The organism is Aliidiomarina minuta, from assembly GCF_003987145.1.
GTDB lineage: Bacteria > Pseudomonadota > Gammaproteobacteria > Enterobacterales > Alteromonadaceae > Aliidiomarina > Aliidiomarina minuta.
The window spans coordinates 550,913-575,081 of the sequence record NZ_PIPL01000001.1; the positions used below are offsets into that span (position 1 = coordinate 550,913).

At 48.6% G+C, this 24,169-nt stretch carries 22 protein-coding genes; 16 read left to right on the top strand and 6 right to left on the bottom strand.

Features of this window, described 5'->3' with window-relative positions:
• Window positions 1-73 precede the first annotated feature (73 nt).
• Complete coding sequence (locus CWE09_RS02665; protein ID WP_126802423.1) at window positions 74-2,020, top strand: sensor domain-containing diguanylate cyclase; 1,947 nt, start codon at window positions 74-76, stop codon at window positions 2,018-2,020.
• On the opposite strand, the gene ansA is transcribed toward CWE09_RS02665, so the two are convergent.
• Both ansA and sppA read right to left on the bottom strand, forming a co-directional pair.
• Entirely contained in the window at window positions 2,004-3,056 is a 1,053-nt protein-coding gene (gene ansA, locus CWE09_RS02670) for an asparaginase (RefSeq protein WP_126803895.1), read from the bottom strand. The genes CWE09_RS02665 and ansA overlap by 17 nt on opposite strands.
• Window positions 3,057-3,061: 5 nt before the next feature.
• Window positions 3,062-4,927 carry a signal peptide peptidase SppA gene (gene sppA, locus CWE09_RS02675; RefSeq protein ID WP_126802425.1) on the bottom strand — a complete coding sequence of 622 codons (1,866 nt, stop codon included), beginning with the start codon at window positions 4,925-4,927 and terminating at the stop codon, window positions 3,062-3,064.
• Between the two features lie 178 nt (window positions 4,928-5,105).
• Between sppA and CWE09_RS02680 the strand changes: the two genes are divergently transcribed.
• The 6 genes from CWE09_RS02680 (at window position 5,106) to argH (ending at window position 11,555) form a co-directional block, all read left to right on the top strand.
• Window positions 5,106-5,666 (top strand): nitroreductase family protein, encoded by a 561-nt coding sequence (locus CWE09_RS02680; protein WP_126802426.1) that lies wholly within the window; start codon window positions 5,106-5,108, stop codon window positions 5,664-5,666.
• A 90-nt stretch (window positions 5,667-5,756) separates the two neighbouring features.
• Window positions 5,757-6,776, top strand: a complete 1,020-nt coding sequence (argC, locus tag CWE09_RS02685; RefSeq protein WP_126802428.1) for an N-acetyl-gamma-glutamyl-phosphate reductase — start codon at window positions 5,757-5,759, stop codon at window positions 6,774-6,776.
• On the top strand, window positions 6,773-7,552 hold the full coding sequence (gene argB / locus CWE09_RS02690) for an acetylglutamate kinase (protein ID WP_126802430.1): 780 nt from the start codon (window positions 6,773-6,775) through the stop codon (window positions 7,550-7,552). The genes argC and argB overlap by 4 nt, the downstream gene beginning before the upstream one ends.
• Before the next feature lie 29 nt (window positions 7,553-7,581).
• Window positions 7,582-8,496 (top strand): ornithine carbamoyltransferase, encoded by a 915-nt coding sequence (gene argF / locus CWE09_RS02695; protein ID WP_126802431.1) that lies wholly within the window; start codon window positions 7,582-7,584, stop codon window positions 8,494-8,496.
• Window positions 8,497-8,508: 12 nt separating this feature from the next.
• Entirely contained in the window at window positions 8,509-9,714 is a 1,206-nt protein-coding gene (locus CWE09_RS02700; RefSeq protein ID WP_126802432.1) for an argininosuccinate synthase, read from the top strand.
• Window positions 9,714-11,555, top strand: coding sequence for an argininosuccinate lyase (gene argH, locus CWE09_RS02705; protein ID WP_126802434.1), 1,842 nt, complete (start codon window positions 9,714-9,716; stop codon window positions 11,553-11,555). Before CWE09_RS02700 ends, argH begins: the two co-directional genes overlap by 1 nt.
• Window positions 11,556-11,610: 55 nt before the next feature.
• On the opposite strand, the gene asnS is transcribed toward argH, so the two are convergent.
• Window positions 11,611-13,011 (bottom strand): asparagine--tRNA ligase, encoded by a 1,401-nt coding sequence (gene asnS, locus CWE09_RS02710; RefSeq protein ID WP_126802436.1) that lies wholly within the window; start codon window positions 13,009-13,011, stop codon window positions 11,611-11,613.
• Between the two features lie 119 nt (window positions 13,012-13,130).
• Between asnS and CWE09_RS02715 the strand changes: the two genes are divergently transcribed.
• A complete protein-coding gene (locus CWE09_RS02715) occupies window positions 13,131-13,484 on the top strand; it encodes a hypothetical protein (protein WP_126802438.1) in 354 nt (117 codons plus the stop codon).
• 14 nt (window positions 13,485-13,498) lie between these two features.
• On the opposite strand, the gene bioA is transcribed toward CWE09_RS02715, so the two are convergent.
• Complete coding sequence (gene bioA, locus CWE09_RS02720) at window positions 13,499-14,803, bottom strand: adenosylmethionine--8-amino-7-oxononanoate transaminase (RefSeq protein ID WP_126802440.1); 1,305 nt, start codon at window positions 14,801-14,803, stop codon at window positions 13,499-13,501.
• Between the two features lie 90 nt (window positions 14,804-14,893).
• Here bioA and bioB point away from each other — a divergent pair, with 90 nt between their 5' ends.
• The 4 genes from bioB to bioD are packed head-to-tail and all read left to right on the top strand — an operon-like array spanning window position 14,894 to window position 18,603.
• Complete coding sequence (bioB, locus tag CWE09_RS02725; protein ID WP_126802442.1) at window positions 14,894-15,955, top strand: biotin synthase BioB; 1,062 nt, start codon at window positions 14,894-14,896, stop codon at window positions 15,953-15,955.
• Between the two features lie 5 nt (window positions 15,956-15,960).
• Window positions 15,961-17,142 carry an aminotransferase class I/II-fold pyridoxal phosphate-dependent enzyme gene (locus CWE09_RS02730; RefSeq protein ID WP_126802444.1) on the top strand — a complete coding sequence of 394 codons (1,182 nt, stop codon included), beginning with the start codon at window positions 15,961-15,963 and terminating at the stop codon, window positions 17,140-17,142.
• Window positions 17,132-17,911: a methyltransferase domain-containing protein gene (locus CWE09_RS02735; RefSeq protein ID WP_157982792.1), complete on the top strand. Its 780-nt coding sequence runs from the start codon at window positions 17,132-17,134 to the stop codon at window positions 17,909-17,911. Before CWE09_RS02730 ends, CWE09_RS02735 begins: the two co-directional genes overlap by 11 nt.
• Window positions 17,908-18,603 (top strand): dethiobiotin synthase, encoded by a 696-nt coding sequence (gene bioD, locus CWE09_RS02740; protein WP_126802448.1) that lies wholly within the window; start codon window positions 17,908-17,910, stop codon window positions 18,601-18,603. The genes CWE09_RS02735 and bioD overlap by 4 nt, the downstream gene beginning before the upstream one ends.
• Here the strand turns inward: bioD and pepE are convergent.
• Window positions 18,569-19,270 (bottom strand): dipeptidase PepE, encoded by a 702-nt coding sequence (gene pepE, locus CWE09_RS02745; RefSeq protein ID WP_126802450.1) that lies wholly within the window; start codon window positions 19,268-19,270, stop codon window positions 18,569-18,571. The genes bioD and pepE overlap by 35 nt on opposite strands.
• 132 nt (window positions 19,271-19,402) lie before the next feature.
• Here pepE and htpX point away from each other — a divergent pair, with 132 nt between their 5' ends.
• The 4 genes from htpX to CWE09_RS02765 all read left to right on the top strand — a co-directional run bounded on the left by htpX (window position 19,403) and on the right by CWE09_RS02765 (window position 23,248).
• Complete coding sequence (htpX, locus tag CWE09_RS02750; RefSeq protein ID WP_126802452.1) at window positions 19,403-20,284, top strand: protease HtpX; 882 nt, start codon at window positions 19,403-19,405, stop codon at window positions 20,282-20,284.
• Window positions 20,281-20,919 carry a flavin reductase family protein gene (locus tag CWE09_RS02755; protein ID WP_126802453.1) on the top strand — a complete coding sequence of 213 codons (639 nt, stop codon included), beginning with the start codon at window positions 20,281-20,283 and terminating at the stop codon, window positions 20,917-20,919. The genes htpX and CWE09_RS02755 overlap by 4 nt, the downstream gene beginning before the upstream one ends.
• A gap of 131 nt (window positions 20,920-21,050) precedes the next feature.
• Window positions 21,051-22,409: a class II 3-deoxy-7-phosphoheptulonate synthase gene (locus CWE09_RS02760; protein WP_126802454.1), complete on the top strand. Its 1,359-nt coding sequence runs from the start codon at window positions 21,051-21,053 to the stop codon at window positions 22,407-22,409.
• Window positions 22,410-22,429: 20 nt separating this feature from the next.
• The gene (locus CWE09_RS02765; protein ID WP_126802455.1) at window positions 22,430-23,248 is read left to right on the top strand and encodes a DUF1338 domain-containing protein; all 819 of its coding nucleotides are present in this window, start codon (window positions 22,430-22,432) and stop codon (window positions 23,246-23,248) included.
• A 57-nt stretch (window positions 23,249-23,305) separates the two neighbouring features.
• Here CWE09_RS02765 and ppsR read toward each other — a convergent pair whose 3' ends face one another.
• On the bottom strand, window positions 23,306-24,112 hold the full coding sequence (ppsR, locus tag CWE09_RS02770; protein WP_126802456.1) for a posphoenolpyruvate synthetase regulatory kinase/phosphorylase PpsR: 807 nt from the start codon (window positions 24,110-24,112) through the stop codon (window positions 23,306-23,308).
• Between the last annotated feature and the right edge of the window lie 57 nt (window positions 24,113-24,169).

Consider the following 24,169-nt stretch of genomic DNA (forward strand, 5'->3'; position numbering starts at 1 on the left):
GTTAAGCTGCGCTTTTTTGTTGCTTAGAATTTAGTTAAAGTAGCACTCTGTTAATTAGCTACCGGTACCATGAGTGAACGCATTTTTTAAACGTTTATCAACCCGCCTATACCTGACTTTCGCGTTAAGCATGTGCCTGGTCCTGTTTGCTTTGCTTTCAGTATCTATAAAAGTACAGGAAGAAGCCCTGTATAAACATGCCGAGGATCGTTTGCTACAGGTTACTGATGTATTCAGAACCTCTCTTGAACTGGTTTTGCAAACCCGCCAGGAGAGCCTGACTAACCTGGCTAAGAACCTGCAGCGCTGGGAAACCAATGACCACCCGAGTCTGGCTGACGACTCTGCGTTACGTCAGCTCTTTGATCATGTCTGGGTGGTCAATCGCAACGGCGATGTAGTCGATGAATGGCCTCGTTTAGGTGCCGTGCAGGAACGTTTAAATATTGCCAGTCGTGAACTGTTTCGACGTGCTTCCGAGACTGGAGGCTATTTTATTGGCCAGCCAGAAAGCTCTTATTACACACAGGAACCTATTGTTAACGCTGTAGTTCCTATGTTTGATTCAGAGGGTGACTTTATGGGTGCTGTTATTGGCATGTTCTCACTATATGACAACACGGTACTCAACAGGATTGCTTCCACTCGGGTAGGGGATCATGGCTACGTCGCTATCTCTACTAATGATGGAACCATTATAGCGCACCCGGATCGTCGTTTGATTCTTGAGCGTCTTCCTCCCGGCGAAAATTCGCTGCTGGATAGTGCCATACATGAGGGCTGGCAAGGTGTTGGAGAGACTACGGATAGTACCGGCAAAACAACGCTGCAAACTATGCGCCAGCTCGGTAACAGCGGCTGGATCCTGGGAGCGGTGTTGAGCCTGGAAGAAGCCATGCAGCCTGCCTATGAGTTGCGCCGTGTGCAAGTCATTGTAGGTCTTATTTCCTTGCTGATTAGTCTGTCTCTGCTGAGCTGGATTTTGCGTGCCTACTTGCGGCCCTTAAATGTATTGCAGGGCGAGGTTATTGATATTCAGCAAGGGCGAGCTCACCAGCTAACAGAACCCGGTATTGAGGAGTTGCGGCAGGTAGTTTCCCGCTTTAACGACTTACTGGCCCAGAATGAAGCCAACCAACAAACCCTGCAGCAACGTCAGGCTTACCTCGACATTATTCTGGCGACTTCGGCGGCTGGTTTATTTATGGCGGATACAGCCGGTAAAATTGAATACACCAATGAACGTACAGTTGAAATTACGGGCTTTCCACCTGAAGAGCTAAAAAGCTCAAGCATTTTAAATAATATTGCTGAAGAGCACCGGGAACGTCTGATTGAACGTTGGAAAGAAGCACTAAAATACAATGTGCCCATGTCCGTGGACCTGCAGCTGCGCCGTTTAGACGGGGAAGTCATTTGGTTGCAGGTGCATACTGAACCGGTATTTGCGGATCATATCTGCATTGGTCATGTCGGTACTATTAATGACGTTACCAAACATCAGCAGAAGGTAGCAGAACTGCGTAGTGCCGCGAATGAAGATAAACTGACAGGTTTACTCAATCGCCGCGGCATTGAACAAGCTATGGTTAAGGCATTTCAGGATGCTCGTCAGGAACGTTCCGATCTGATTTTGCTGGTTTTAGATTTGGATAACTTTAAAGCAGTTAATGATTACGAAGGGCATGAAGCAGGTGACTGGGTGTTACAAAAAGTCGCTTTGGTGATGCGCCAGTTTACCCGTGATAGTGACTGGGTTGGTCGCCTGGGGGGTGATGAGTTTATTCTTGTTTTACCCGGCTGCCCGGTGGAACAGGGCGAGCGAATTGCTAACGAGTTAGTCAATCATATTGCCGGTATTTCAGCAGAAAGACATCTTCCTCAGGTAACGGCAAGTGTGGGTATGGTTAATTTACGTGGCGATGATCAATCAGCTATGGACATGCTTCGACGTGCTGATAAAGCGGCCTACGCAGCAAAACACGCAGGCCGTAATCAGGTTTTTACTGAGACGGACTAACCAGGCTGCGGTTGCTAACGCGACCAGATCTGGATAACTCACCCCGCAGATTTTCGGTCAACTGGAGTCGGATAGCACTACTATCCGACTCTTTACTTAGCAGGTAGTGGAGTTTAGTCAGGGCGGCTTCGATGGTCATATCATGACCACTTATAACACCAATATCAGCCAACGCATTGCCGGTTGCATAACCTTCCATATTAACTGTGCCTTTGAAGCACTGAGTACAGTTAATAACTACCACTCCCTGTTTTATTGCCTTTTTCAGGCTATCAATTAAAGCACTGTTCTGCGGTGCGTTACCGACACCATAACTAAGTAATATCAATGCTTTGATTGGTTGCTGAACCAGACTGTCAATAAGCGCTGAGTTCATTCCAGGATAAAGGGTGACAACCCCGATATCCTGCGGAGTCACAGACTGTACGTTCAGCTTGTGACTAGTGTTCTTACTCAGGCTACCGGCTATTAACTCAATCTGAATGCCAGCTTTCAGTAGCGCTGGGAAGTTAGGCGAAGCAAAAGCATCAAAGCCATCTGCATCGGCTTTTGTAGCTCTGGAGCCGCGAAAGAGACGATTATTAAAGTATAAGGTAACTTCATGAATGGGGTAATAAGCAGCGATATATAATGCATTCAGCAGATTCACCTGACCATCTGAGCGTAGCGTCGCCAGGGGAATTTGTGAACCCGTAATAATTACGGGCTTATCTAAATCCTCAAACATAAAAGACAGAGCAGAGGCTGTATACGCCATGGTGTCTGTTCCATGCAAAACGACAAAAGCATCGTAATCTGCATAGTTGCTCTGAATATCTTCGGCGATAAGTTGCCAGTCTGCCGGCTCCATATCTGAAGAATCCATAAGAGGATCGTATTCATGAATTACAAACTCGGGCATTTCCTGACGGTGAAACTCGGGTAACCCGCGCACTGTCTCAGTCAGAAAACCGGGCGCAGGAATATATCCCTGCGCCGATTTCTTCATGCCAATGGTGCCGCCAGTATAAGCGATATATATACGTTTACGAGGCATTCCCATTAATCTACCCGACATTCCAGACAACGAATATAAGTGCCGTCAGGGTCGTTGAACTGGTTGAGTATCTGCACATCCTGCCATAACTGTAATAATGCCTGCTCAGCCAGACCAGAAGGTGTATGCACTTCCCGTGACGGTAACCAGGCTGAAGCTGTACCAAACAGCTCTTTCATAAATTGTTCGCCCGGAGACAACGACTGTTTTGGCCAGTGCACGCTAAACGAACCTTCTTCTAATTCCGCCATAGTGGCCGCGGCCTGAATTGCTAAATTCACTTCACCTAAAGCATCAACCAGACCATTATCTAGTGCTGCCTGACCCGTCCAGACGCGCCCCTGAGCAATTTCATGGACGTCTTCAACGCTCATATTGCGGGCATCACCGACCAGTTGCAGAAACTTTTGATAAATGTCTTCAACTGAACTTTGCAGTAAATATTCTGCTGCCGGGTCCAGTTGCTGGGTTAAGTCCAGACTGGGAAGCTCGGTAGTGGAAACACCGTCAGAATAAATGCCCAGTTCAGCCAGGCTGTCTTCAAGCGTTACAAACAGTCCAAACACGCCTATAGAGCCCGTAATAGTGCTTGGTGATGCAATAATTTCATCAGCACCCGCCGCTATCCAGTAACCACCAGAGGCAGCTGTGGAACTCATGGACGCTATAACTGGTTTGCCAGCCTCCCGCAAATGGAGTATTTCCTGGCGAATGATTTCTGAGGCAAAGGCGCTACCACCAGGGCTGTCAATACGCACGACAACCGCTTTCACATCATCATTCAGGCGCGCTTTACGCAGCTCTTCAGCCATACTATCCCCGCCAATTTCTCCGGCCCGGCGATGACCGTCGAGAATAGGTCCACGGCCTACTATGATAGCGATCTGGTTATCATGCGACTTAGTTTTCGGTGACATCTGTTTTTCAGAATCCAGAGTCCGTAAATAGTCCTGGTAAGTAATGTGCCGATAGGTTTCTTTATCGTTGTCATAACCCGCAAGATTAATCAGTTCATTGCGCATCTCGTTACGTACTTTTAATTCATCGACCAGGCCTGCCTGTTTCGCCATTTCCGCCTGGTTATTGCCGGCACGTTGGTAAAGTGCCAGATAGTCCTCAATCAAGCCTGAGGTAACTTCGGGAGCCAGGTCGCGATTGTTCTGAACACCATTTAAATACTGCGTCCAGAGTTCATTCAACCAGGCTTCGTTAGCTTCGCGGGCTTCTTCCGACATAGAGTCGAGCATGAAAGGTTCAACCGCTGATTTATAACTACCCACCCGAAATATATGCTGATTCACTTTGAGCTTTTCGAGCATAGATTTGAAGTACATCTGGTTGTAATGAAAGCCGTCTAAGCTTACCGCTCCCAAAGGGTTCATATAGATGGTGTCTGCATGACTGGCCAGGTAATATTGATTCTGACTGTAATAATCACCAACCGCGATGACGGGTTTACCGCTTTGACGAAAAGCATCCAGATGTTCACCTACCAGCTTTAGTTTACTTAACCCGCCCCCGCGCAGATTACGCAGATCTAATACCAGACCACCAATACGTTCGTCTTCAGCGGCACTGTCTATGCTGCCTATCAGTTCGTATATATTGACTTCAGGTATTTCAGGTTGCGAGTTAAATGCCTGCTGGAAAAAAAGATCCGCAGGAGAAATGTAGGTTTCCTGTTCAACCAGAATCCCTGAGGGATTTAATACCAACAGACCATCCTGAGGCACTTCAACAATATCCTCACTGCTCATGAGAACAGCCAGAACCATGAAAAGAATAAGGAAGAAGACAATATTTAAAACGACTTTACGAAAAGCATTTATAACGCGCCAAATGGCGCTCAGAATTTTTCTTAAAAACTTCATGATGGTTATCCCGTTTTTACAACCACAGCTGTAATTTTAATGACAGACACATAGTGTATCTGAGTTAAACAGTGCAAACACGTGAAACTTTGTAACAATTAGCAACATTTGAATTTGCTGTGCTGGTACTACTTTTGCTATGGTTAGCGGCAACTTTGTTCACCTCAGGCCATAGTATATGGATGCTCTGGAGCTACTTACACAACGCTCGTCGATGCCTCGACTGATTGCGCCGGGTCCCGATCCTGAAGCGCTGGCTATTATTAAGAAAGCTGCATTGCGGGTGCCCGATCATATGAACCTGACTCCGTATCGATGCCAGTTGTTTAGTGGTGATGACCGCGCAGATTTAGGGCGTGCTTTTGCCACTGCGGCAGCGAGGGAGGAAGCATTTACCGACCGCGATAAAGAACGCGCTGCGCAGTTGCCGTTGCGGGCTCCGCTTATTGTTGTGGTCAGCACCTGTTTTCAGGAGCATCAGATGGTGCCATTTATTGAACAGGCCGCAAGCGCTGCCTGCGCTGCTTTTGCCATGCAACAAGCATGTTTTGCGCTGGGTTATGGTGCCATATGGCGCAGCGGCCATTATGCACAGTCCGCGTTGGTAAAAAAAGCACTCGGAGTGCGGGATGAAGATGAGATCATGGCTTTCCTATATGTTGGAACGCCAGCGGTGCCGACACCGATAAAACCAGAGAAAACAAAATCAATATTCAGTCGTGGGAAGGTGGATATTTAGTGTGAATAAAAATCTAATAAAATAGCATAAAAATTCTTTACGTTCTTTTTCCTATTGGTTATGCTGTCACTCCTGATTTAAGGAGTAGGTATGGCCATGACAGTAAACCAGAAGACCAGTGCCTGGGTGATAGGCGCCAGTGGCTTTAGCGGCGCTGAGCTCTGCCGCTTAATTAACCGTCATCCTTACCTTCAGTTATCCCGGGCGTTTGCTTCCTCAGTTGCTAATGCAAAACCATTAGCTGAGCTATACCCTGAACTAGCTACAGTGGTAAATATTGATCTCGAAGTATGGCGGGACCAGAATATTGATCAGGACCCATTGCCTGAGCTGGTGTTTCTCGCTTTACCTCATGAAGCCAGTGCTAAACTCGCTCCTTACTTTCTGCAGGCTGGAGTCGTAGTGGTTGACTTATCCGGGGCTTTTCGGCTGAAGGAACTGAATAAATACCCAGAATTTTACAACTTTAAGCATCCCAGTCCGGAATATTTGCAAGATGCCAGTTACAGTTTAATGGAATTGATTGGAGACGCTGAATTGAATAACTTAATCAGCGTCCCCGGTTGTTATCCAACAGTTTCCACGCTAGCGCTGGCTCCTTTAATTAGAGAGAATTTACTGTGCGAGCAGCAGGTTCCGGTGATCACAGCAACGAGCGGCGTATCCGGGGCAGGTCGTCAGGCAACCCTCAACAATAGCTTCTGCTCAGTTAGTCTGGGCGCGTATGCTGTGCTCAGTCACCGTCACCAACCTGAAATTGCTCAGAACCTCGGTCGTGAAGTTATCTTCACCCCACAGTTGGGCGCTTTTAAAAGAGGCATACTCGCCACCTGTTCTGCACGTCTTGGCAAAGGGGTAACCCCGGCTCAGGTAGAACAGGCTTTTCAGCAGTATTATCAGAATCAGACTTTTATTCGCCTAGTCGCAACGCCGCCAAAAATCGCTCAGGTAGAAAACACTCCTTTTTGCGACATCTACTGGGCTGTACAAGGTTCCAATATCGTGATCAGTGCGGCGATAGACAATCTGCTCAAAGGGGCAGCCAGCCAGGCGCTGCAGGCGGCTAATCATAAATTCGGCTGGCCTCAGCCCAGTGGAGTTATGCTATGAGTATTGCGCCGGTAGTGATCAAAATAGGCGGCGCAGGTTTAAATGACAGCGCGTTATTGGAGCGCCTGTTACTGGCTGTGAAAGCCATTAAGAAAGAACGGTCTTGTGTGCTGGTGCATGGCGGAGGCAGTCTGATAGACAATTGGCTGACCACCTGGTCCAGACCCGTGCTGAAAGAACATGGTATGCGCATTACGCTGGATGAGGATATGCCGTTAATTGCCGGTGCGCTGTCCGGAGCTATTAACAGTCAGCTGGCGGCGGCAGCAAATCAGGCCGGTCTGCGTGCTGTGGGGAGCTCCTTACTGGACGCTAACTGGTGCGCGTTAACACAGGACCACACTCGTGGTGCTGTGGGTATTCCTGTGCCTGAAAATTCAAACCCTGACTATCTGCAACTGCTGCTAAACAATGGCCTGACGCCGGTTATTTCTTCCATAGGGCAGGGGGATCAAGGACAACTATTGAATGTAAACGCTGATTTAGCGGCGGCGACTGTCGCTGCGGTGCTCAAAGCGGATTTGTTATTGCTTACCGATGTGCCCGCCATTATGACCGCTGACGGCGAATCTTTGCATACTATCAATAGTGAACTGGCTGCCCAGCTGATTGCTGATAATACCGTTCACGGTGGTATGCGAGTCAAATTAGAAGCTGCGCTGCAAGCTGCGCGTCTTTCCCGACGAACCACCGCGGTAGCTGGTTGGGATCAACCCGAGCAGTTAGCCGCCGTACTTCAGGGTCTGAGTTACGGGACCCGAATTCTAGTCTCATAGCAATCAATTTTTTATACAGGATATTTATTATGACCAAGCCTAAGCACTGCTTATCTTTGCTTGATCTTGATGCCAGTACTATTCAGCAATGCCTGCAACTGGCGCAGCAGATAAAAGCGAACCCTGAAGCGTATGTGCATTCGCTTGAAGGCAAAAGCATTGCCTTGCTTTTTGAAAAGCCCAGTTTACGTACCCGGGTTAGTTTTGAAGTGGGGATTCATCAGTTAGGTGGTCATGCTGTTTACCTGGACGCCAATATGGTGGGTCCAGGCCAACGTGAAAGCGTACAGGATATTGCTGCCAACCTGGCGTGCTGGACTCACGCCATAGTAGCGCGGGTTTTTCAGCATGACACCCTGCAACAACTGAGCACAGCCGGGATCAGTGTGGTGAATGCTTTATGCGATATTCATCACCCGTGCCAGACGCTTGCCGATTTGCTGACCTTACAGGAAGTTTTTGGTGAGGATCTCAGTGTGCTGAAAGTGGCTTACCTGGGGGATGGCAATAACGTTTGTCAGTCACTGATGCTCGGAGCCGCTGCTTTGAACATGCCTCTACAGGTGGTGACACCAAAAACCTATGGCCCGAGCAAGCAGATCATGCAAACACTGGATGAGACATTTAAAAACCACCAGGTGACTCTGCTGAATGATCCTGCTCAGCTAGGTCCGGTTGATGCGCTTTACACGGACACCTGGATTTCTATGGGAGAGCAGGATAGTGCTGAGAAGAAACAATACTTACAGCCATTTCAGCTCAATCAGCAATTGCTTGAAGCAAGCGGAGCAACCGCCGTCATGCATTGCTTGCCCGCTCATCGCGGAGATGAAATCACCGATGAGTTGATGGACGGTGAACACTCGGTGATTTTGCGACAGGCCGAAAACCGCATGCATGCGCAAAAAGCGCTATTACATTATTTATTCAATGGTTTTGTTTAACGGGAATTTGTTATGAGCATAAAAAAAGTAGTTTTAGCCTATTCGGGTGGTTTGGATACTTCGGCTATAGTGCCCTGGTTAAAAGAAACCTACGATTGTGAAGTCATCGCTTTTGTTGCCGATGTAGGCCAGGGTGCCAGTGAACTGGAAAATATTGAAGAGAAAGCTAAGAGCTCCGGCGCCAGCGCCTGTTATGTCGTCGACTTACAGGAAGAAATGCTGCAACAGGTGATAGTGCCCAGTATGCAGGCAGGCGCCATCTATGAAGGTGACTATCTGCTGGGAACTGCGCTGGCACGACCGGTTATTGCCCGCGCTCAGGTTGAAATTGCACTTAAAACCGGCGCTGATGCCGTGGCACACGGGTGCACGGGTAAAGGCAACGATCAGGTGCGTTTTGAAGGTACCTATGCGGCTTTAGCGCCGCAGCTTAAAGTCATAGCCCCATGGCGTGAATGGCCGTATCGCTCACGTCAGGATTTGCTGGATTTCCTTGAGGAACGCAAGATCCCTTGTGCTGCCTCTAAAGAAAAAATGTACAGCCGGGATGCCAACCTTTGGCACATTTCCCATGAAGGTGGTGAGCTTGAAGATCCCTGGCAGCAGCCTACCGATAAGGTCTGGACCTGGACGGCTAGTGCCGAACAGGCTCCGGAACAGCCTGAACAGGTCAGCCTGAGTTTCGAGCAGGGCGTATTGACCGCCGTTAATGGAGAATCAGGCAGTCTGACCCAGTTATTGACACAACTTAATGACCTGGGAGCCAAACATGGCGTGGGCCGCATTGATATTGTGGAAAACCGCCTGGTAGGCATGAAGTCCAGAGGTTGTTACGAAACTCCGGGTGGAACCTTATGGTGGCGTGCTCTGCAAGGCCTGGAACAACTGGTATTTGATCGTCCCAGCACTCAGCTACGCCATTATCTGGGCCAACAGCTGGCACTGGTATTGTACGATGGTAACTGGTTCACTCCGGTGCGTTCTGCGCTTACAGCCGCGGCTAAAGAGTTGGCCGCAGTGCTTAGTGGCGAAGTGGTACTCAAGCTCTACAAAGGCCAGGCCAGTGTCATTCAACGCAGCTCTGTTCATAGCCTTTATTCGGAAGCCTTCGCTACCTTCGAAGACGATGAGGTCTACAATCAAAAAGACGCCGCTGGCTTTATCCGGCTGCACAGCTTGCCCAGTCGTATCCGGGCATTGCATAAAGGAGGTCATTGATGAGCATGTGGGGCGGGCGCTTTGAAGCGCCCACAGCGGAGCTATTCCGTCACTTTAATGATTCACTGCCATTTGATTATGTGCTGGCACCCTATGAAATAGTGGCCTCTAAAGCCTGGGTAACGGCATTGACCCATGCTGGCATTATTACCTCTGATGAAGCGGGCGCTCTTAATCGCGGCCTGGATGAACTAGCGGTTGAGCTTGAGGAGCAACCGGATCGGCCGGTTCGCGATGGCGCTGAAGATATTCATAGCTGGGTAGAGCAACAACTGCAGGAGAAGTTAGGGGCGGTGGGACGTAAGTTACATACTGGACGTAGCCGTAATGACCTGGTCGCGACCGACTTGCGCTTATGGTTAAAAGCACAAAGCAAAAGCATTCAGCAGTCATTGCTGGGAACTATCAGCGCTTTATTAAACTTTGCCAACTGCTGGGAAGACGCCTGTATGCCGGGCTACACCCATTTACAACGCGCCCAGCCCGTACTGGTTGCGCACTGGGCATTGGCCTATGTAGAAATGTTGCAGCGCGACCATAAACGTTTACAGAGTGCTCTGCACCACATGAACGAATCTCCCTTAGGTTGCGGCGCGCTGGCGGGCACAGGACTTAATATTGATCGTGAATTACTGGCCCGGGAAATGGAATTTGAATCAGCCTGTGCTAATAGCCTGGACGCCGTGTCTGATCGTGACTTTGTGGTGGAGTTTTTAAGCGTAGCCAGCCTCAGTATGGTGCATTTGTCGCGCTTGGCAGAAGATGTGGTTTTTTTCAGCTCCGGCGAAGCCGGTTTTTTCAAGTTAGGCGACGCTATCAGTAGCGGCTCGTCGTTGATGCCGCAAAAGAAAAACCCGGATGTGTTTGAATTGGTGCGGGGTAAAACCGGACGCGTTAGCGGGCATCTGAATGCTATGTTAATGACGCTGAAAGGTTTGCCGCTGGCTTACAATAAGGATCTGCAGGAAGACAAAGAAGGTCTTTTTGATGCCTGTGTGCAATGGCAGCAGTCATTAGATATTATAAGTTATAGTCTGCCACATATAGAAGTGGACGAAAAAGCCTGCTTGCAAGCGGCGGAGTTAGGTTATAGCAATGCCACGGATCTTGCTGATTATCTGGTGAGTCTGGGCGTACCTTTTCGCGACGCACACCAACAAAGCGGTCGTTTAGTGCTGCTGGCCATTGATAAAGAAGTGGCTTTGCAGGAACTTTCGTTAAAGGATTTTCATAAGATCAATCCAGATATCACAGATTCGGTCTATGAACTGCTGTCAACGGAATCCGGGCTGGCTGCCAGAAATGCTTTAGGGGGTACTTCCCGAACCCAGGTTAAACAAGCGCTGACCCGCGCTTCAGTGCAGTTCAACGCAGAAAAGGCGGAGCTTAAGCAAGTACGGCAGGCGCGTTTATCTGACGTTGATGACATTTATGAGCTGATTACCTATTGGACGGGAAAGGGCGAACATCTGCCTCGACCGAAAGCCGATATTATGCAGGCAATTCATACCTTTGCTGTAGTCGAGCAGGATCATAAAGTAGTCGGTTGCGCTGCTCTGTATGTTTACGGTACCGGACTGGCCGAGATTCGCTCGTTGGGTTTAAAACCAGGTACTGAAGGCAAAGGTCTGGGTGCTGCGGTGGTGCATTTCTTAATGGGTAAAGCCCGGGAGCTGCACTTTAAACGGGTTATAGTATTGACCCGTGCTGCTGATTTCTTCCGTCGTTTAGGGTTTAAAGAAACCGATAAAAACAAATGGCCGGAAAAAGTTATGAAAGATTGTGAACTCTGTCCGCGCCGCTATAACTGCGACGAAACCGGCCTCGAGTTCTGGTTGTAAAATAAAGACAAAAAAATGGCCTGCACAGCAGGCCATTTTTTATTACCAATTGGTATCAGAAATCGGCATTTTTAGGAGAACGCGGATAGGGGATAACGTCACGGATATTCTGCATACCGGTCACATAAGCCACCAGACGCTCAAAACCCAGACCAAAACCAGCATGAGGTACAGTGCCGTAACGTCTTAAGTCGCGATACCAGGTGTATTCTTCTGCAGGTAGGTTCATTTCCGCTAAACGATCGTCCAGTACATCAAGGCGCTCTTCACGGGCGCTACCACCAATGATCTCGCCAATACCAGGGGCCAGAACGTCCATCGCCGCTACTGTCTTGCCATCTTCGTTCTGGCGCATGTAGAAGGCTTTAATGTCTCGTGGATAGTTTTTCAGAATAACAGGAGCACCTACATGTTCTTCTGCCAGATAACGTTCATGCTCTGACTGCAAATCAACGCCCCAGGACACTGGGTAGTTAAACGTTTTACCGCAATTTTGCAGGATTTCTACCGCATCGGTGTAATCCATATGCACAAAATCGTTATCCACAACGTGCTGCAGACGGGTGATGGCTTCTTTGTCAATGCGCTGAGCGAAGAAAGCCATGTCGTCCGGACGCTCTTCCAGTACCGCTTTAAAGACGTACTTGAGCATATCTTCAGCCAGGCTGGCAATGTCTTCCAGATCAGCAAAAGCCAGTTCAGGCTCAATCATCCAGAATTCAGCCAGGTGACGACTGGTGTTGGAGTTTTCAGCCCGGAAGGTAGGTCCAAAGGTATATACTTTCGACAGCGATGAAGCAAAAGCCTCGACGTTAAGCTGACCGGAAACTGTGAGGAAAGCTTCTTTGCCAAAGAAATCCTGAGTGTAATCAATATCACCCTTATCGGTACGGGGCAGGTTCATCATATCCAGAGTGGAAACACGGAATAGTTCACCAGCACCTTCGGCATCACTGGTAGTAATGATAGGTGTACTAATCCAGAAATAACCTTTTTCGTGGAAAAAGCGGTGCACGGCCTGTGCCAGAGAATGACGCACACGGGTTACCGCACCGGCTACGTTGGTACGCGGACGCAGGTGCGCATACTCGCGTAAATATTCCATGCTGTGGCGTTTCGGCGCCATAGGGTAGGTATCAGGGTCTTCAACCCAGCCCAACACCTCTATTGCTGTCGCCTGCAATTCAAAGTCCTGACCCTGACCTGCAGATTCAGCAACCTGACCGGTTACCGCAACTGAACAGCCGGTAGTCAGTTTTTGAATTTCACTACTGTAATTCGCCAGGTCATTGGCAGCAACTGCCTGTACAGCGTCAAAGCAGGAACCGTCGTGCACGTTAACAAATGAAATTCCCGCTTTTGAGTCGCGACGTGTTCTGACCCAGCCGCGTACCGTCACGGTATCGCCAATAGCATAGCGTCCCGCCAGTACTTCCTTTACAGCAGCGTATTGCATGAATGTTCTACTCCGGTGTAGGTTTTTAAATGTTTTAATAATGGGGCTGCTATGTTACCGCGCTTTGCGCTAGACTCAAGTAGCAGGCGGCATAAAAGCTGCGAAAACAAGGAAAAAACATGACTACTACAAAGTCAGCGTCCTTGCGGACCCTTAATAAGGTTCTGGGAACGCTTAGTATTATTGGTTGGGTGTTTTATATTGCGGCACTTTCTGTATTTCATTTCGCGCGGCCCGACCCTGATAATATTTACGACAGCATTTTTGGGCTCTCTGTGCAAACCGAATGGAACCCAACACTGGGCGGTCTGTTTTTTGCGCTGCTCAGTATCGGGTTACTGTTATCGTTGATTGCTCTGGCGCTTAATATTTATCTGTATAGTGAGCGCCGGACTCACGTTTGGATTAATTTAATGATCCTGATTCTGGCGTCTCTCGGAACGGGTCTGTATTTTCTGTTAAGCATTCGCTAATGACCTTTCACCTGTCAGCTTAAGTTCTCAGCATGACAGCATACGTCAAACATAGCCGCTGTCAGCTGACTTAACTCAGCACTACTGATGATATAAGGTGGCATTACATACAGTAGCCGACCAAAGGGCCGTATCCAGACGCCGGCTTTCACCAGCAATTTCTGGGTCTTAGCAACATCCAGCGCCTCTTTCATTTCAACCACGCCAATGGCACCAAAACAACGTACCTGATGTACACTATCAAGCGCTTCGCAGGGCGCAAGCTCACGTGCTAATTGCTCAGCTATAGCACTGACCTGCAGCTTCCATTGACCAGTCGCGATAATATCCAGGCTTGCAGAGGCTACAGCACAAGCCAGCGGATTGCCCATAAAAGTAGGCCCATGCATTAACGCGCCGCCTCCGGGTCCACGACCAATGACTTCTGCGATGTCACGACTGGCGATAGTTGCTGCCAGCGTCATATAACCGCCACTCAGGGCTTTACCCACGCACATAATGTCAGGAGTCACTTCTGCGTGTTCACAGGCAAAGAGTTTTCCGGTACGGCCAAACCCTGTGGCAATCTCATCAGCTATCAACAGCACATCAAATTCAGTACAAAGCTCACGCACCCGCTTAAGATACATAGGATGATAAAAACGCATGCCACCCGCGCCCTGAACTACAGGTTCCAGAATAACCGCGGCAATGCTCGCATGCTGCTCTTCCAGGTGTTGCTTAAAGCTTTGTATATCGCTCTCGTCCCATTCATCACTGGGGCTCAGCAGGGGAGCGTCGGCAAAAATGTGTTCGGGCAATACGCCCTTAAACAGACCATGCATACCGTTAACTGGATCGCATACCGACATAGCGGCGAAGGTATCGCCATGATAACCACTGCGAATAGTCAGCAATTTATTTTTGTGACTGGTACCGCGGCTGACCTGATATTGCAGCGCCATTTTTATTGCCACTTCGACACTGACCGAACCTGAATCGGCAAGAAAGACCGCATCCAGAGGCTCTGGTGTCATAGCCACAAGGCGTTTGCAAAGCTCTATGGCCGGTTTATGAGTTAAACCGCCAAACATCACATGGCTCATCCGCTCGCTTTGTTCACGTAGCGCGTTATTAAGCTGCGGATGGTTGTAGCCATGTACAGCAGCCCACCAGGACGACATGCCATCGATCAGCTGTTCGCCACTTTCCAGAGTCAGATGAACACCAGCCGCTTCTTTAACGCTGTAGCAGGGCAATGGGTTAAGCAGCGAAGTATAAGGGTGCCAGATATGGTGTTGATCAAATTCAAGGTCGCTTTCTGTGCAGTTTTTATACATAGGTTAACTTTATTGCTTCTAATTGGTTGACAGTTTAACTGCTGCGTTTAAGCTAGTCGAGAAAACCACACTAAAAGTACAGGATCCAGCATGACTCAGCAGACCGCGACCGCGCCCCGATGGACACGCCAGGCGATCGATGACTTATTCGCTTTGCCTTTTAATGACCTGATGTTTAAAGCACAGCAGGTGCATCGTGAGCATTTCAATCCAAATGAAGTACAGGTAAGCACTTTGCTTTCCATTAAAACCGGTGCCTGTCCAGAGGACTGTAAATACTGTCCGCAAAGCGCACGTTATGACACAGGCCTAGAAAAAGAACGCCTGATGGAAGTGGAAAAGGTGCTGGAGGCAGCACAACGAGCCAAAGACATAGGCTCCAGTCGTTTTTGCATGGGGGCAGCCTGGCGAAACCCGAAAGATCGGGATATGCCCTATATCATTAGAATGATTCAGGGCGTCAGAGAGCTTGGTTTAGAAACCTGTATGACGCTGGGTATGTTAAGCCCAACCCAGGCTGCCGCTTTGCAGGAAGCGGGTCTGGATTATTACAATCATAATCTGGACACTTCAGCGGAGTATTACGATCAGATCATAACCACCCGCACCCACGGTGATCGCCTGGATACTCTGCATAATGTGCGTGAAGCTGGCATGAAAGTCTGCTCAGGCGGGATTGTTGGTATGGGTGAAGAAGCCTCAGATCGCACCGGATTGTTAATGCAATTGGCGAATTTACCAACACCACCAGAAAGCGTACCTATAAATATGCTGGTGAAAGTAGCAGGTACGCCTATGGAAAACGTTGAAGATCTGGATCCTTTTGAATTTGTGCGTTGCATTGCGGTCGCTCGCATTCTGATGCCTAAGTCTCATGTCCGTTTATCGGCAGGCCGTGAAGATATGAACGAGCAAATGCAGGCGATGTGTTTTATGGCTGGAGCCAACTCGATTTTCTATGGTGAAAAGCTGCTAACCACCAGTAACCCGGATGCAGATAAAGATCAGCAGCTCTTTAAACGTTTAGGTATTACCCCTGAACAAAGAGAAGATTATTCTGATGAAGTGCACAGTCAGGTTGCCCACGAAGCGATAGAAAAAGCCCGTGAGCCTGAGAGAACGCCTTTGTTTTATGATGCTATGGAACGCTAAGCAGCATGTCGCTCAGTGGTTTTTCCCAGTATACCGCCAGTCGGCGCGAACAGGGCCTGCTCCGCGAGCTCCGCACCGAATATGGCTACGGTGACCGGTCAGGGCTGCATTTTTGCAGTAATGATTATCTGGGATTAAGCCAGCACCCTGATGTGATAGCCGCTTTTCAGCGTGGTTTATCTGAGTACGGCTGTGGCTCAGGTGGCAGCCCGTTGATTTGTGGGCATACCTCAGTACACGAGGAACTGAGCGAACGTCTGGCAGACTGGATGCAACGTGACCGGGTGTTGTTATTTAACAGTGGTTACGCCGCCAATAGCGGGGTTTTACAGGCATTGAGCTCAACATCCAGCACTTTGCTTTTTGATAAGCTCAACCATGCCTCGTTGTACGACGGCGCTCAAAGCTCTGCGAGCACTTTATTAAGGTTTCGTCATAACGATATGAATATGCTGGCAAAGCAGCTTACTCAACTGACACCTGAACAGGATGCCTTAGTGGTGAGCGAAGGGGTGTTCAGCATGGATGGGGATCAGATAGCTTTGCCTGAATGCCTGCACACTCTGAAAGAACACCGTCGTCAGAGTGACCGCGAGAGCTGGTTATGGATCGATGACGCCCATGGAGTAGGTGTTACCGGTGCACGCCGGGCGGGCATCGCTGGCATGGCCTCACAGCAGGACATCGCTATTGTCAGTGGTACCTTTGGTAAAGCCTTTGGGCTTTCAGGCGCCTACGTGGCTTGCTCCTCAGAGCTGGAGGATTATTTCATACAGTGTTCACGGCATTATATTTACAGCACAGCCTTCAGTGCCGCCCAGGCCTGCGCTATTTTGCAGGCGTTATCCATTATTCAGCAAGACGACGAATTGCAACAGAAACTCGAGTTCAATATTAAGCTATTCAGGGAGTTGGCCAGCCAGCGTGAATTGAGCTTGTTGCCTTCACACACTGCGATTCAACCACTGTTGATAGGTAGCAGCCAAAAAGCGGTCGCTTACAGTGAAGCCCTTAAGAAACAAGGTGTTTACTGCAGTGCAATACGGCCACCTACAGTGCCCCCTAAGCAATCCCGCTTACGCTTTACTCTTAGCGCGGCTCATTCGGAGTCCGATATAGAATATTTATTTACCCAGCTTGATCGCATTCATGAGCAGCACCCGGAGTTTCTGCAAAATGACGCTTGAATATGATAAACGACGGGTAGCCCGCCACTTTAGCCGTGCAGCGGCTCATTATCAACGCTTTAACAGCCTGCAAAGCCAGGTGGCTGAAAGCTTGCTGCGCCAGTTAACAACAGCTCCTTGTATTCTCGATCTGGGCTGCGGCCCTGGTAGTAACAGTCAGCGCATTGCACAGCAATGTGAGCACTATGTTGGCCTGGACATCAGTACGCAAATGCTTGCGCAGGCTAAGTTAAATGAGGTACCTGGACTTTATCTGCAAGGCGATGCTGAACAGCTCCCCTTAGCAAACAACAGTATTGATACCGTTTTTTCCAGCCTGGCTGTGCAATGGTGCAATTCACTACCGACCTTACTGAGTGAGCTGCAGCGGGTGGTTAAACCAGGCGGTCAGATTCTAATCAGTACTATCCTGGCTGACAGCATGCAACCCTTAATGGATTGCCTGCAACAGATTGATGGCGTGCCCAGACAAAATCCACAACTGACTCTGGAGGAGTGGCGTCTATTGCTTAATCAGCAATCGCACTTTCAGACGTTGAGTTTACGCCAGCAGAAGTTCTCTGTATTCAGCCCGGATATTGCTCAAGTACTGCAGGGCATAAAAGGAGTAGGGGCCAGTTATCGGGCGAACACTAACAGCAAGCCTTTTCGTCGTGAAACCTTGCGAAAACTTGCTCACCTTTATCAAAAGCACAGCACTGAGGATGGCCTGCCTTTGCATTACCAGATAGGACTTATTGAATTGCGCATGGATGATAAAAAATCATGACAAAGTGTGTTTTTGTCACAGGAACTGATACCGACAGTGGTAAAAGCATGGCTGCAGCCCTTATTCTAAGGGAGTTTTCGTTGACTGGGCAAAAAACAATCGCTTTTAAACCTGTCGCTTCTGGCTGTGCTCCTTACAATGCCGATGCGCTTCAACTGATGGCGGAATGCTCCGTTAAACAGCCGTATGCAGAGGTCAATCCTTTTGCTTTTGAACCTGCTATAGCGCCTCACATAGCTGCCGCTGAAGCGGGTGTGGAAGTTACCAAAGATGGACTATGGCAACAGTGGAGAAAGTTGCAGGGTTACCACGCTGATTTTATTCTGACCGAGGGTGCAGGAGGCTGGCAGTTACCTTTAAGTGAAAGTTTCCAGATGCCTGAGTTTGTGCAACAGGCGCAGATGCCTGTCATTCTCGTAGTGGGTATGAAACTTGGCTGTCTGAATCATGCGTTACTTAGTCTTCAGGCTATGCGGGCACAAGGAATTCCGGTTATTGGTTGGATTGCGAATCAGTTAACCGAACAGCCTATGCCGTATTGGCAACAGAATCTTGAATATTTGCGACAAAATTCAGGCTGCCCTTATCTCGGCAGCCTGGGGTATATCAGGGACTATCCAGCCGCACGACTGGAAGCTTCTTTGCGCGAAAGGCTTTTTACAGCCATTGCGAACAGTTCTGACCTGCTTTAAGAGTGAACTTTTGACCACTGCGAAAAACAAAACCGTCTTTTTTGCCCAGCAACTGCATGCGTTTACCGCTCACTTTAAGCGCAGTGCCTTCACGAATCGCTAATACAGCGCTATGTGAATCCTGCACCATAAACTCAGCCAGACGCTGGTCGCGGGTTTCGCCATGATGCCCTGGCGGGTTCACATCGATGTAGTGGGGGTTGAGCTGGCAAGGCAACAGGTTAAGCGCTGTAAATGAAGGAGGCTGCACTATGGGCATATCATTAGTGGTACGAATGCTCATGCCGGCAATATTAGAGCCCGCACTCCAGCCCGCGTAAGGCATGCCTTCTGCCACTCTGCGGCGAATGGGATCTAAAAGACCATATTTATACAGTAAATTAAGCAGCACGAAGGTATTGCCGCCGCCGATCGCGATAGCTTCGGCCTGTTCGACAGCCGCTTTCGGGTCTGCATACTCTTCTATACCGCGCAGTTTAACCCCGGCTGGCGCCAGGGCTTCAGCAACCCGTTTGCTGTAAGCCGCATGGCTTTGGGTAACCCCAGCATAAGGGATGAAAAGTACTTCGCGCTGCTTAAAGTGCTCGGTTAACCAATGGCTAGCGTGTTCCAGATAATCGCTGTGCCCGGCCTTTGAGCTACTGATTAATAATAACTGTTGCTGCATGCTGCTATGTTCCCTTAAATTCCGAATTGCCTATAGCTTAACGGGCCTCTCATTGAAACTCAAAGCTTGAGAAGGATCTGAGGTGCCCCTATATCAAGGCTATAGCAACAGCATTAACCGAGGACACAAAAGATGAAACGCATTCTTTTATTTTTAGGTACCAACCTGGCCGTCATTCTGGTTTTGAGTGTGGTCATGAATATCGTCATGTCTGTGCTGGGCGTGAGTTTTGATACCTACAGTGGCTTGCTTGTATTTGCTGCTATCTTCGGTTTCGGTGGTTCTTTTATCTCGCTGCTGATTTCAAAATGGATGGCCAAACGTACAACGGGCGCCCAGGTTATCGAAAAGCCGCGTAATGAAACTGAGCGCTGGTTAGTAGAAACGGTCAAAAATCAGGCTCGTAAGGCCGGTGTTAAAATGCCTGAAGTGGCTATTTATCAGTCTCCGGAACCCAATGCTTTTGCTACCGGACCGAGCAAAAACAATTCTTTAGTCGCGGTGTCTACCGGGCTTTTACAAAGCATGAATAAAGATGAGGTTGAAGCCGTGCTGGCTCATGAGGTCAGCCACGTAGCCAATGGTGACATGGTCACCCTGACTTTGATTCAGGGGGTGGTGAATACCTTTGTAATTTTCCTGGCCCGGGTCGTTGCCGGTTTTATCAACAATGCACTGCGCGGTAATCAAGGCGGCGGACGAGCGGGCGGCGGTGGTTTTGCCTATTATGGCATTGTTATTGTGCTGGAAATCGTTTTTGGCATACTGGCCAGTATCATCGTGATGTATTTTTCCCGCTACCGCGAATATCGAGCCGACGCTGGCGCTGCTAAGCTGGTAGGGGCCGATAAGATGATTTCCGCTTTGCGTCGTTTAGGGCAGGGCCGGGAGTCTCAACTGGATAGCAACATGGCGGCTTTTGGGATTAAAGGGAAGAAAGCAAGAAGCGAACTGTTCCTCAGTCATCCACCCATAGAAAAGCGTATTCAGGCGTTGCAACGAGGTATTAAATGATTCTACAGACCAGCGACATGAACGCCCAGCAAATATACCATGCAACGGTACAGACTCTATTGCCCAGGCCGATTGCCTGGGTTCTGTCAGAGCATGCTAAAGGGCATTACAATCTGGCTCCATTCTCTTATTTTACCGCGGTTTCCAGTGAACCGCCTTTGTTGATGTTCTCCGTGGGGGACAAAAACACGGGTGAGGGCAAGGACACTAAGGTCAATATCGCACAGAGCCCTTATTTTGTGGTCCATATTCCATCTTTCCGTCATGCTCATGCCGTCACTGAATCTTCACGAACCATACCGGCAGAAGACTCTGAACTTGAACATATAAAAATGGCTACCACCGACTTTGACGGTTTCGCGTTGCCCCGATTAAGGGATTGTGCCGTAGCTTTTGGCTGTCGCCTGCATGATATTCAAGCGGTCAAAGGCGCTCCGCAAAGCCTGGTATTTGGGCATGTAGAAAAGATTTTCATTGCTGACGACTGCGCCAGCATAAAACGGATTGAGAAAAGCAAAGGCGAATCTAGCGAGCGTTTACAGGTTGATCCTAAAGCTGTAGATCCACTGGCACGTTTAGGCGGTATTCAATACGGCCGCCTGGGTGAGGTTATAAACGTACCCAGACCGCGTTAATACAGCTTTTCGAGATTGCTTTTAGTCACATAACTTTATACATTGGTGGTCTTAATAATGTGTTAGTTATAACTTTTCTTTCATTGTTCGACCTATTTTGAAAAACGGGTCCTGACCACAGGTGCAGTAGTATGACTTCATGGAGCTCAAGAAGCTGGCGCGACAAACCCATTCAGCAACAGCCTGAATACCCTTCGGTGGATGTATTGAAGCAGACAGAGCAACAGTTAAAGAGTTATCCACCTTTGGTTTTTGCCGAGGAAAGCCGTCGCTTACAACAGCATCTTGCAGCAGTTTGCCAAGGTAAAGGGTTTCTTCTGCAAGGCGGTGACTGTGCAGAGTCTTTCCAGGACTTCAATGCGCCTAAAATCAGAGATACCTTTAAAGTTATGCTGCAAATGGCTGTGGTACTTACTTTCGCGGGCAATTGCCCGGTTACCAAAGTCGCCCGTATGGCAGGCCAGTACGCGAAACCCCGTTCCAGTAATGAAGAAGTGGTTAACGGCGTAAGCTTGCCCACGTATCGTGGTGATATTATCAATGGACTGGATTTTAATGCTGAGGCCCGGGTTCCGGATCCGGCGCGGATGCTGACCGCTTATCATCATTCTGCAGCGACGTTAAACCTGCTACGAGCCTTCGCCCAGGGCGGCCTGGCCGACCTTCATAAGGTTCACAAGTGGAATATGAATTTTGTTTCTACCAATCCGTTAAAAGACAAATACATGAAGGTAGCTGAGCAGATTCAGGAATCGCTGCGCTTTATGGAGGTGTTGGGTATTAATGCGCAGAGTCACCCAACCATTCACGAAACTGAATTATTCACCTCCCACGAAGCCTTGCTATTGCCATATGAAGAAGCTTTGACACGTGTGGATACGCTAACTGGACTGCCTTATGACTGTTCGGCTCATATGCTTTGGATCGGTGAGCGAACACGACAGCTGGATCATGCCCATATTGAATTTTTCCGCGGCATTCATAATCCGATTGGGGTTAAAATTGGGCCGGGTATGACCCCGGATGAACTGATGAAGTTACTGGATGTGTTAAATCCAGGCAATGTCGCGGGCCGTCTAACGCTGATAACTCGTATGGGTTCCGACGCTCTGGCCGAGAAACTGCCTGCTTTAATTCGTCGTGTGCAGCGAGAGGGCCGGCAGGTGGTTTGGTCGAGCGATCCTATGCATGGCAACACAGTAAAAGCGGAGAGCGGGCTTAAAACACGTAATTTTGATGCTATTATTCGGGAGTTAAAACAATTCTTTGCGGTGCATCAAGCTGAAAACAGTTATGCCGGTGGTATACATCTGGAAATGACTGGTCAGGATGTGACTGAATGTACCGGTGGTGCTTACCGGATTAGCGAAGCAGATCTGGCTAAACGTTACCATACTCAGTGTGACCCGCGCTTAAACGCTGATCAGGTACTGGAACTGGCATTTCTGGTGTCTGAAACTTTAAGCGAAGCGCGTAATGGCCGCGGCTAAACGAACAGGAACTTATTTTTATGTCTCAAGAACATCTTTCAGAACAGGTCGAACATTTTTTTACTAACCTGTGGCAGGATTACATCAGTAAAACGCCATCAGCCCCCAAAGTGCATCAGGTACTGGGGCAGGGTGCGGAGATCATCAATGATCACGTTGCTTTCAGAACCTTTAATATTGCGCCTGTGCGCCTGGAGAAACTGGCCGAAATTTTTGAAAATATGGGCTATTTCGCCAACGGCGATTATCACTTTGAAGCAAAGAAGCTGCGAGCTAAGCATTACGAGCATTTAAATCCGGATTACCCAAAGATTTTTATTAGTGAATTGCTGGTAGAAGAGTTCTCCGAACAGGCGCAGCGTGCTATAGCAGACATGGTGGCTTCTATTGATCCCAGAGAAGTGGAAAAAACTGAGTTTCTGTATTCAGGTACTCACTGGCAGGTCAGCCATGAAGTCTATGAAATGCTGCTCGAAGAAAGCGAATATGCGGCCTGGATGAGTGCTTTTGGTTTTTGCGCCAATCACTTCACCGTCAGCGTGAACCGCTTACCGGGTTATGAGCAGCTACAGGATGTCAATGACAAGCTGAAACAGGAAGGCTTTAAGCTGAATACCTCTGGGGGCGAAATCAAAGGTTCCCCAGAGGTTTATCTGGAGCAGTCTTCAACCATGGCGGATCGTATTGAGGTGGCTTTTTCGGATGAAACAGCGCTGATCCCAAGCTGTTTTTATGAATTTGCTAAGCGTTATGAACTGCCAGATGGAAAGATGTACACAGGTTTTGTAGCAGCCTCTGCTGATAAAATATTTGAAAGTACCAACGCCAAAGGTGAATAAGTAAAGAGCTAAGGGATGCGGCCGGGCTGCATCCCTTAGGTTCATACCTTAGCTTCCTCAATAACGATGCCGCTCTAAGCAGGCTTCATCCATAATTTTTGCTGCCAGCTCTTCTACCGACGCATGGGTTGAATTCAAAAAAGGTATGGCTTCCTGGCGATACAGGTTTTCAATTTTGCTAATCTCTTTCTGACACTGTTCCAGTGACGCATAGGTACTGTTGGCGCGCCGCTCCTGACGTATCGACTGCAAACGCTCAACATCTATGGTTAAACCAAAGAGTTTATGGCGATGCATTTTTAAATCGTAAGTAAGGTCCAGATTTGCCATATCATCTTCAGTAATAGGGTAGTTAGCGGCCTTAATACCGTATTGTAGCGCCAGATACAGACAGGTAGGCGTTTTGCCCGTCCTGGAAGCGCCTATCAGGATAATGTCGGCTTCGTGATAATCCTTGGTACTGATACCGTCGTCGTTGGCTAAGGTATAATTCACCGCATCAATACGGAAATTATAATCCTGGTGAATGCCGTGGGTACGGTTGGTTTTAGGCTGCGCTGCTGTGCCCAGCTCGGCTTCCATGGGCTCCACAAAATGATCCAGAAAGTCGTAACTGATACCCTCACTGCTGGTTACTATGTTTTTAATCTCTGTATTCACAAAGGTATGAAAGATAAGAGGTTTAATACCATCTTCCTGATAAGCCTGATTGATAATATGACGGCAGCGCTGTGCTTTGTCCTGATTATCGATAAAGGGCAAGGTACGGTGCTTAAATTTAAGCGGAAACAGCGACAGCATGGCGTGACCAAAGGCTTCTGATGTTAAAGCCGTGCCGTCTGAAACATAAAAGGCAGTGCGCATAAGTATTTAATCCTGAATGAAACCGACACAGATATTAACTTGTTGTTGAACTCCGTG

Coding starts and splice junctions, on each gene's coding strand:
- bioB (WP_126802442.1), top strand. CDS start 14,894: ATGACTCAGCAGACCGCGACCGCGCCCCGATGGACACGCCAGGCGATC.
- CWE09_RS02700 (WP_126802432.1), top strand. CDS start 8,509: ATGAGCATAAAAAAAGTAGTTTTAGCCTATTCGGGTGGTTTGGATACT.
- bioD (WP_126802448.1), top strand. CDS start 17,908: ATGACAAAGTGTGTTTTTGTCACAGGAACTGATACCGACAGTGGTAAA.
- CWE09_RS02765 (WP_126802455.1), top strand. CDS start 22,430: ATGTCTCAAGAACATCTTTCAGAACAGGTCGAACATTTTTTTACTAAC.
- CWE09_RS02715 (WP_126802438.1), top strand. CDS start 13,131: ATGACTACTACAAAGTCAGCGTCCTTGCGGACCCTTAATAAGGTTCTG.
- argF (WP_126802431.1), top strand. CDS start 7,582: ATGACCAAGCCTAAGCACTGCTTATCTTTGCTTGATCTTGATGCCAGT.
- CWE09_RS02730 (WP_126802444.1), top strand. CDS start 15,961: ATGTCGCTCAGTGGTTTTTCCCAGTATACCGCCAGTCGGCGCGAACAG.
- bioA (WP_126802440.1), bottom strand. CDS start 14,803: ATGTATAAAAACTGCACAGAAAGCGACCTTGAATTTGATCAACACCAT.
- asnS (WP_126802436.1), bottom strand. CDS start 13,011: ATGCAATACGCTGCTGTAAAGGAAGTACTGGCGGGACGCTATGCTATT.
- argH (WP_126802434.1), top strand. CDS start 9,714: ATGAGCATGTGGGGCGGGCGCTTTGAAGCGCCCACAGCGGAGCTATTC.
- CWE09_RS02680 (WP_126802426.1), top strand. CDS start 5,106: ATGGATGCTCTGGAGCTACTTACACAACGCTCGTCGATGCCTCGACTG.
- ansA (WP_126803895.1), bottom strand. CDS start 3,056: ATGCCTCGTAAACGTATATATATCGCTTATACTGGCGGCACCATTGGC.
- ppsR (WP_126802456.1), bottom strand. CDS start 24,112: ATGCGCACTGCCTTTTATGTTTCAGACGGCACGGCTTTAACATCAGAA.
- CWE09_RS02760 (WP_126802454.1), top strand. CDS start 21,051: ATGACTTCATGGAGCTCAAGAAGCTGGCGCGACAAACCCATTCAGCAA.
- CWE09_RS02735 (WP_157982792.1), top strand. CDS start 17,132: ATGACGCTTGAATATGATAAACGACGGGTAGCCCGCCACTTTAGCCGT.
- argC (WP_126802428.1), top strand. CDS start 5,757: ATGGCCATGACAGTAAACCAGAAGACCAGTGCCTGGGTGATAGGCGCC.
- argB (WP_126802430.1), top strand. CDS start 6,773: ATGAGTATTGCGCCGGTAGTGATCAAAATAGGCGGCGCAGGTTTAAAT.
- htpX (WP_126802452.1), top strand. CDS start 19,403: ATGAAACGCATTCTTTTATTTTTAGGTACCAACCTGGCCGTCATTCTG.
- pepE (WP_126802450.1), bottom strand. CDS start 19,270: ATGCAGCAACAGTTATTATTAATCAGTAGCTCAAAGGCCGGGCACAGC.
- CWE09_RS02755 (WP_126802453.1), top strand. CDS start 20,281: ATGATTCTACAGACCAGCGACATGAACGCCCAGCAAATATACCATGCA.
- sppA (WP_126802425.1), bottom strand. CDS start 4,927: ATGAAGTTTTTAAGAAAAATTCTGAGCGCCATTTGGCGCGTTATAAAT.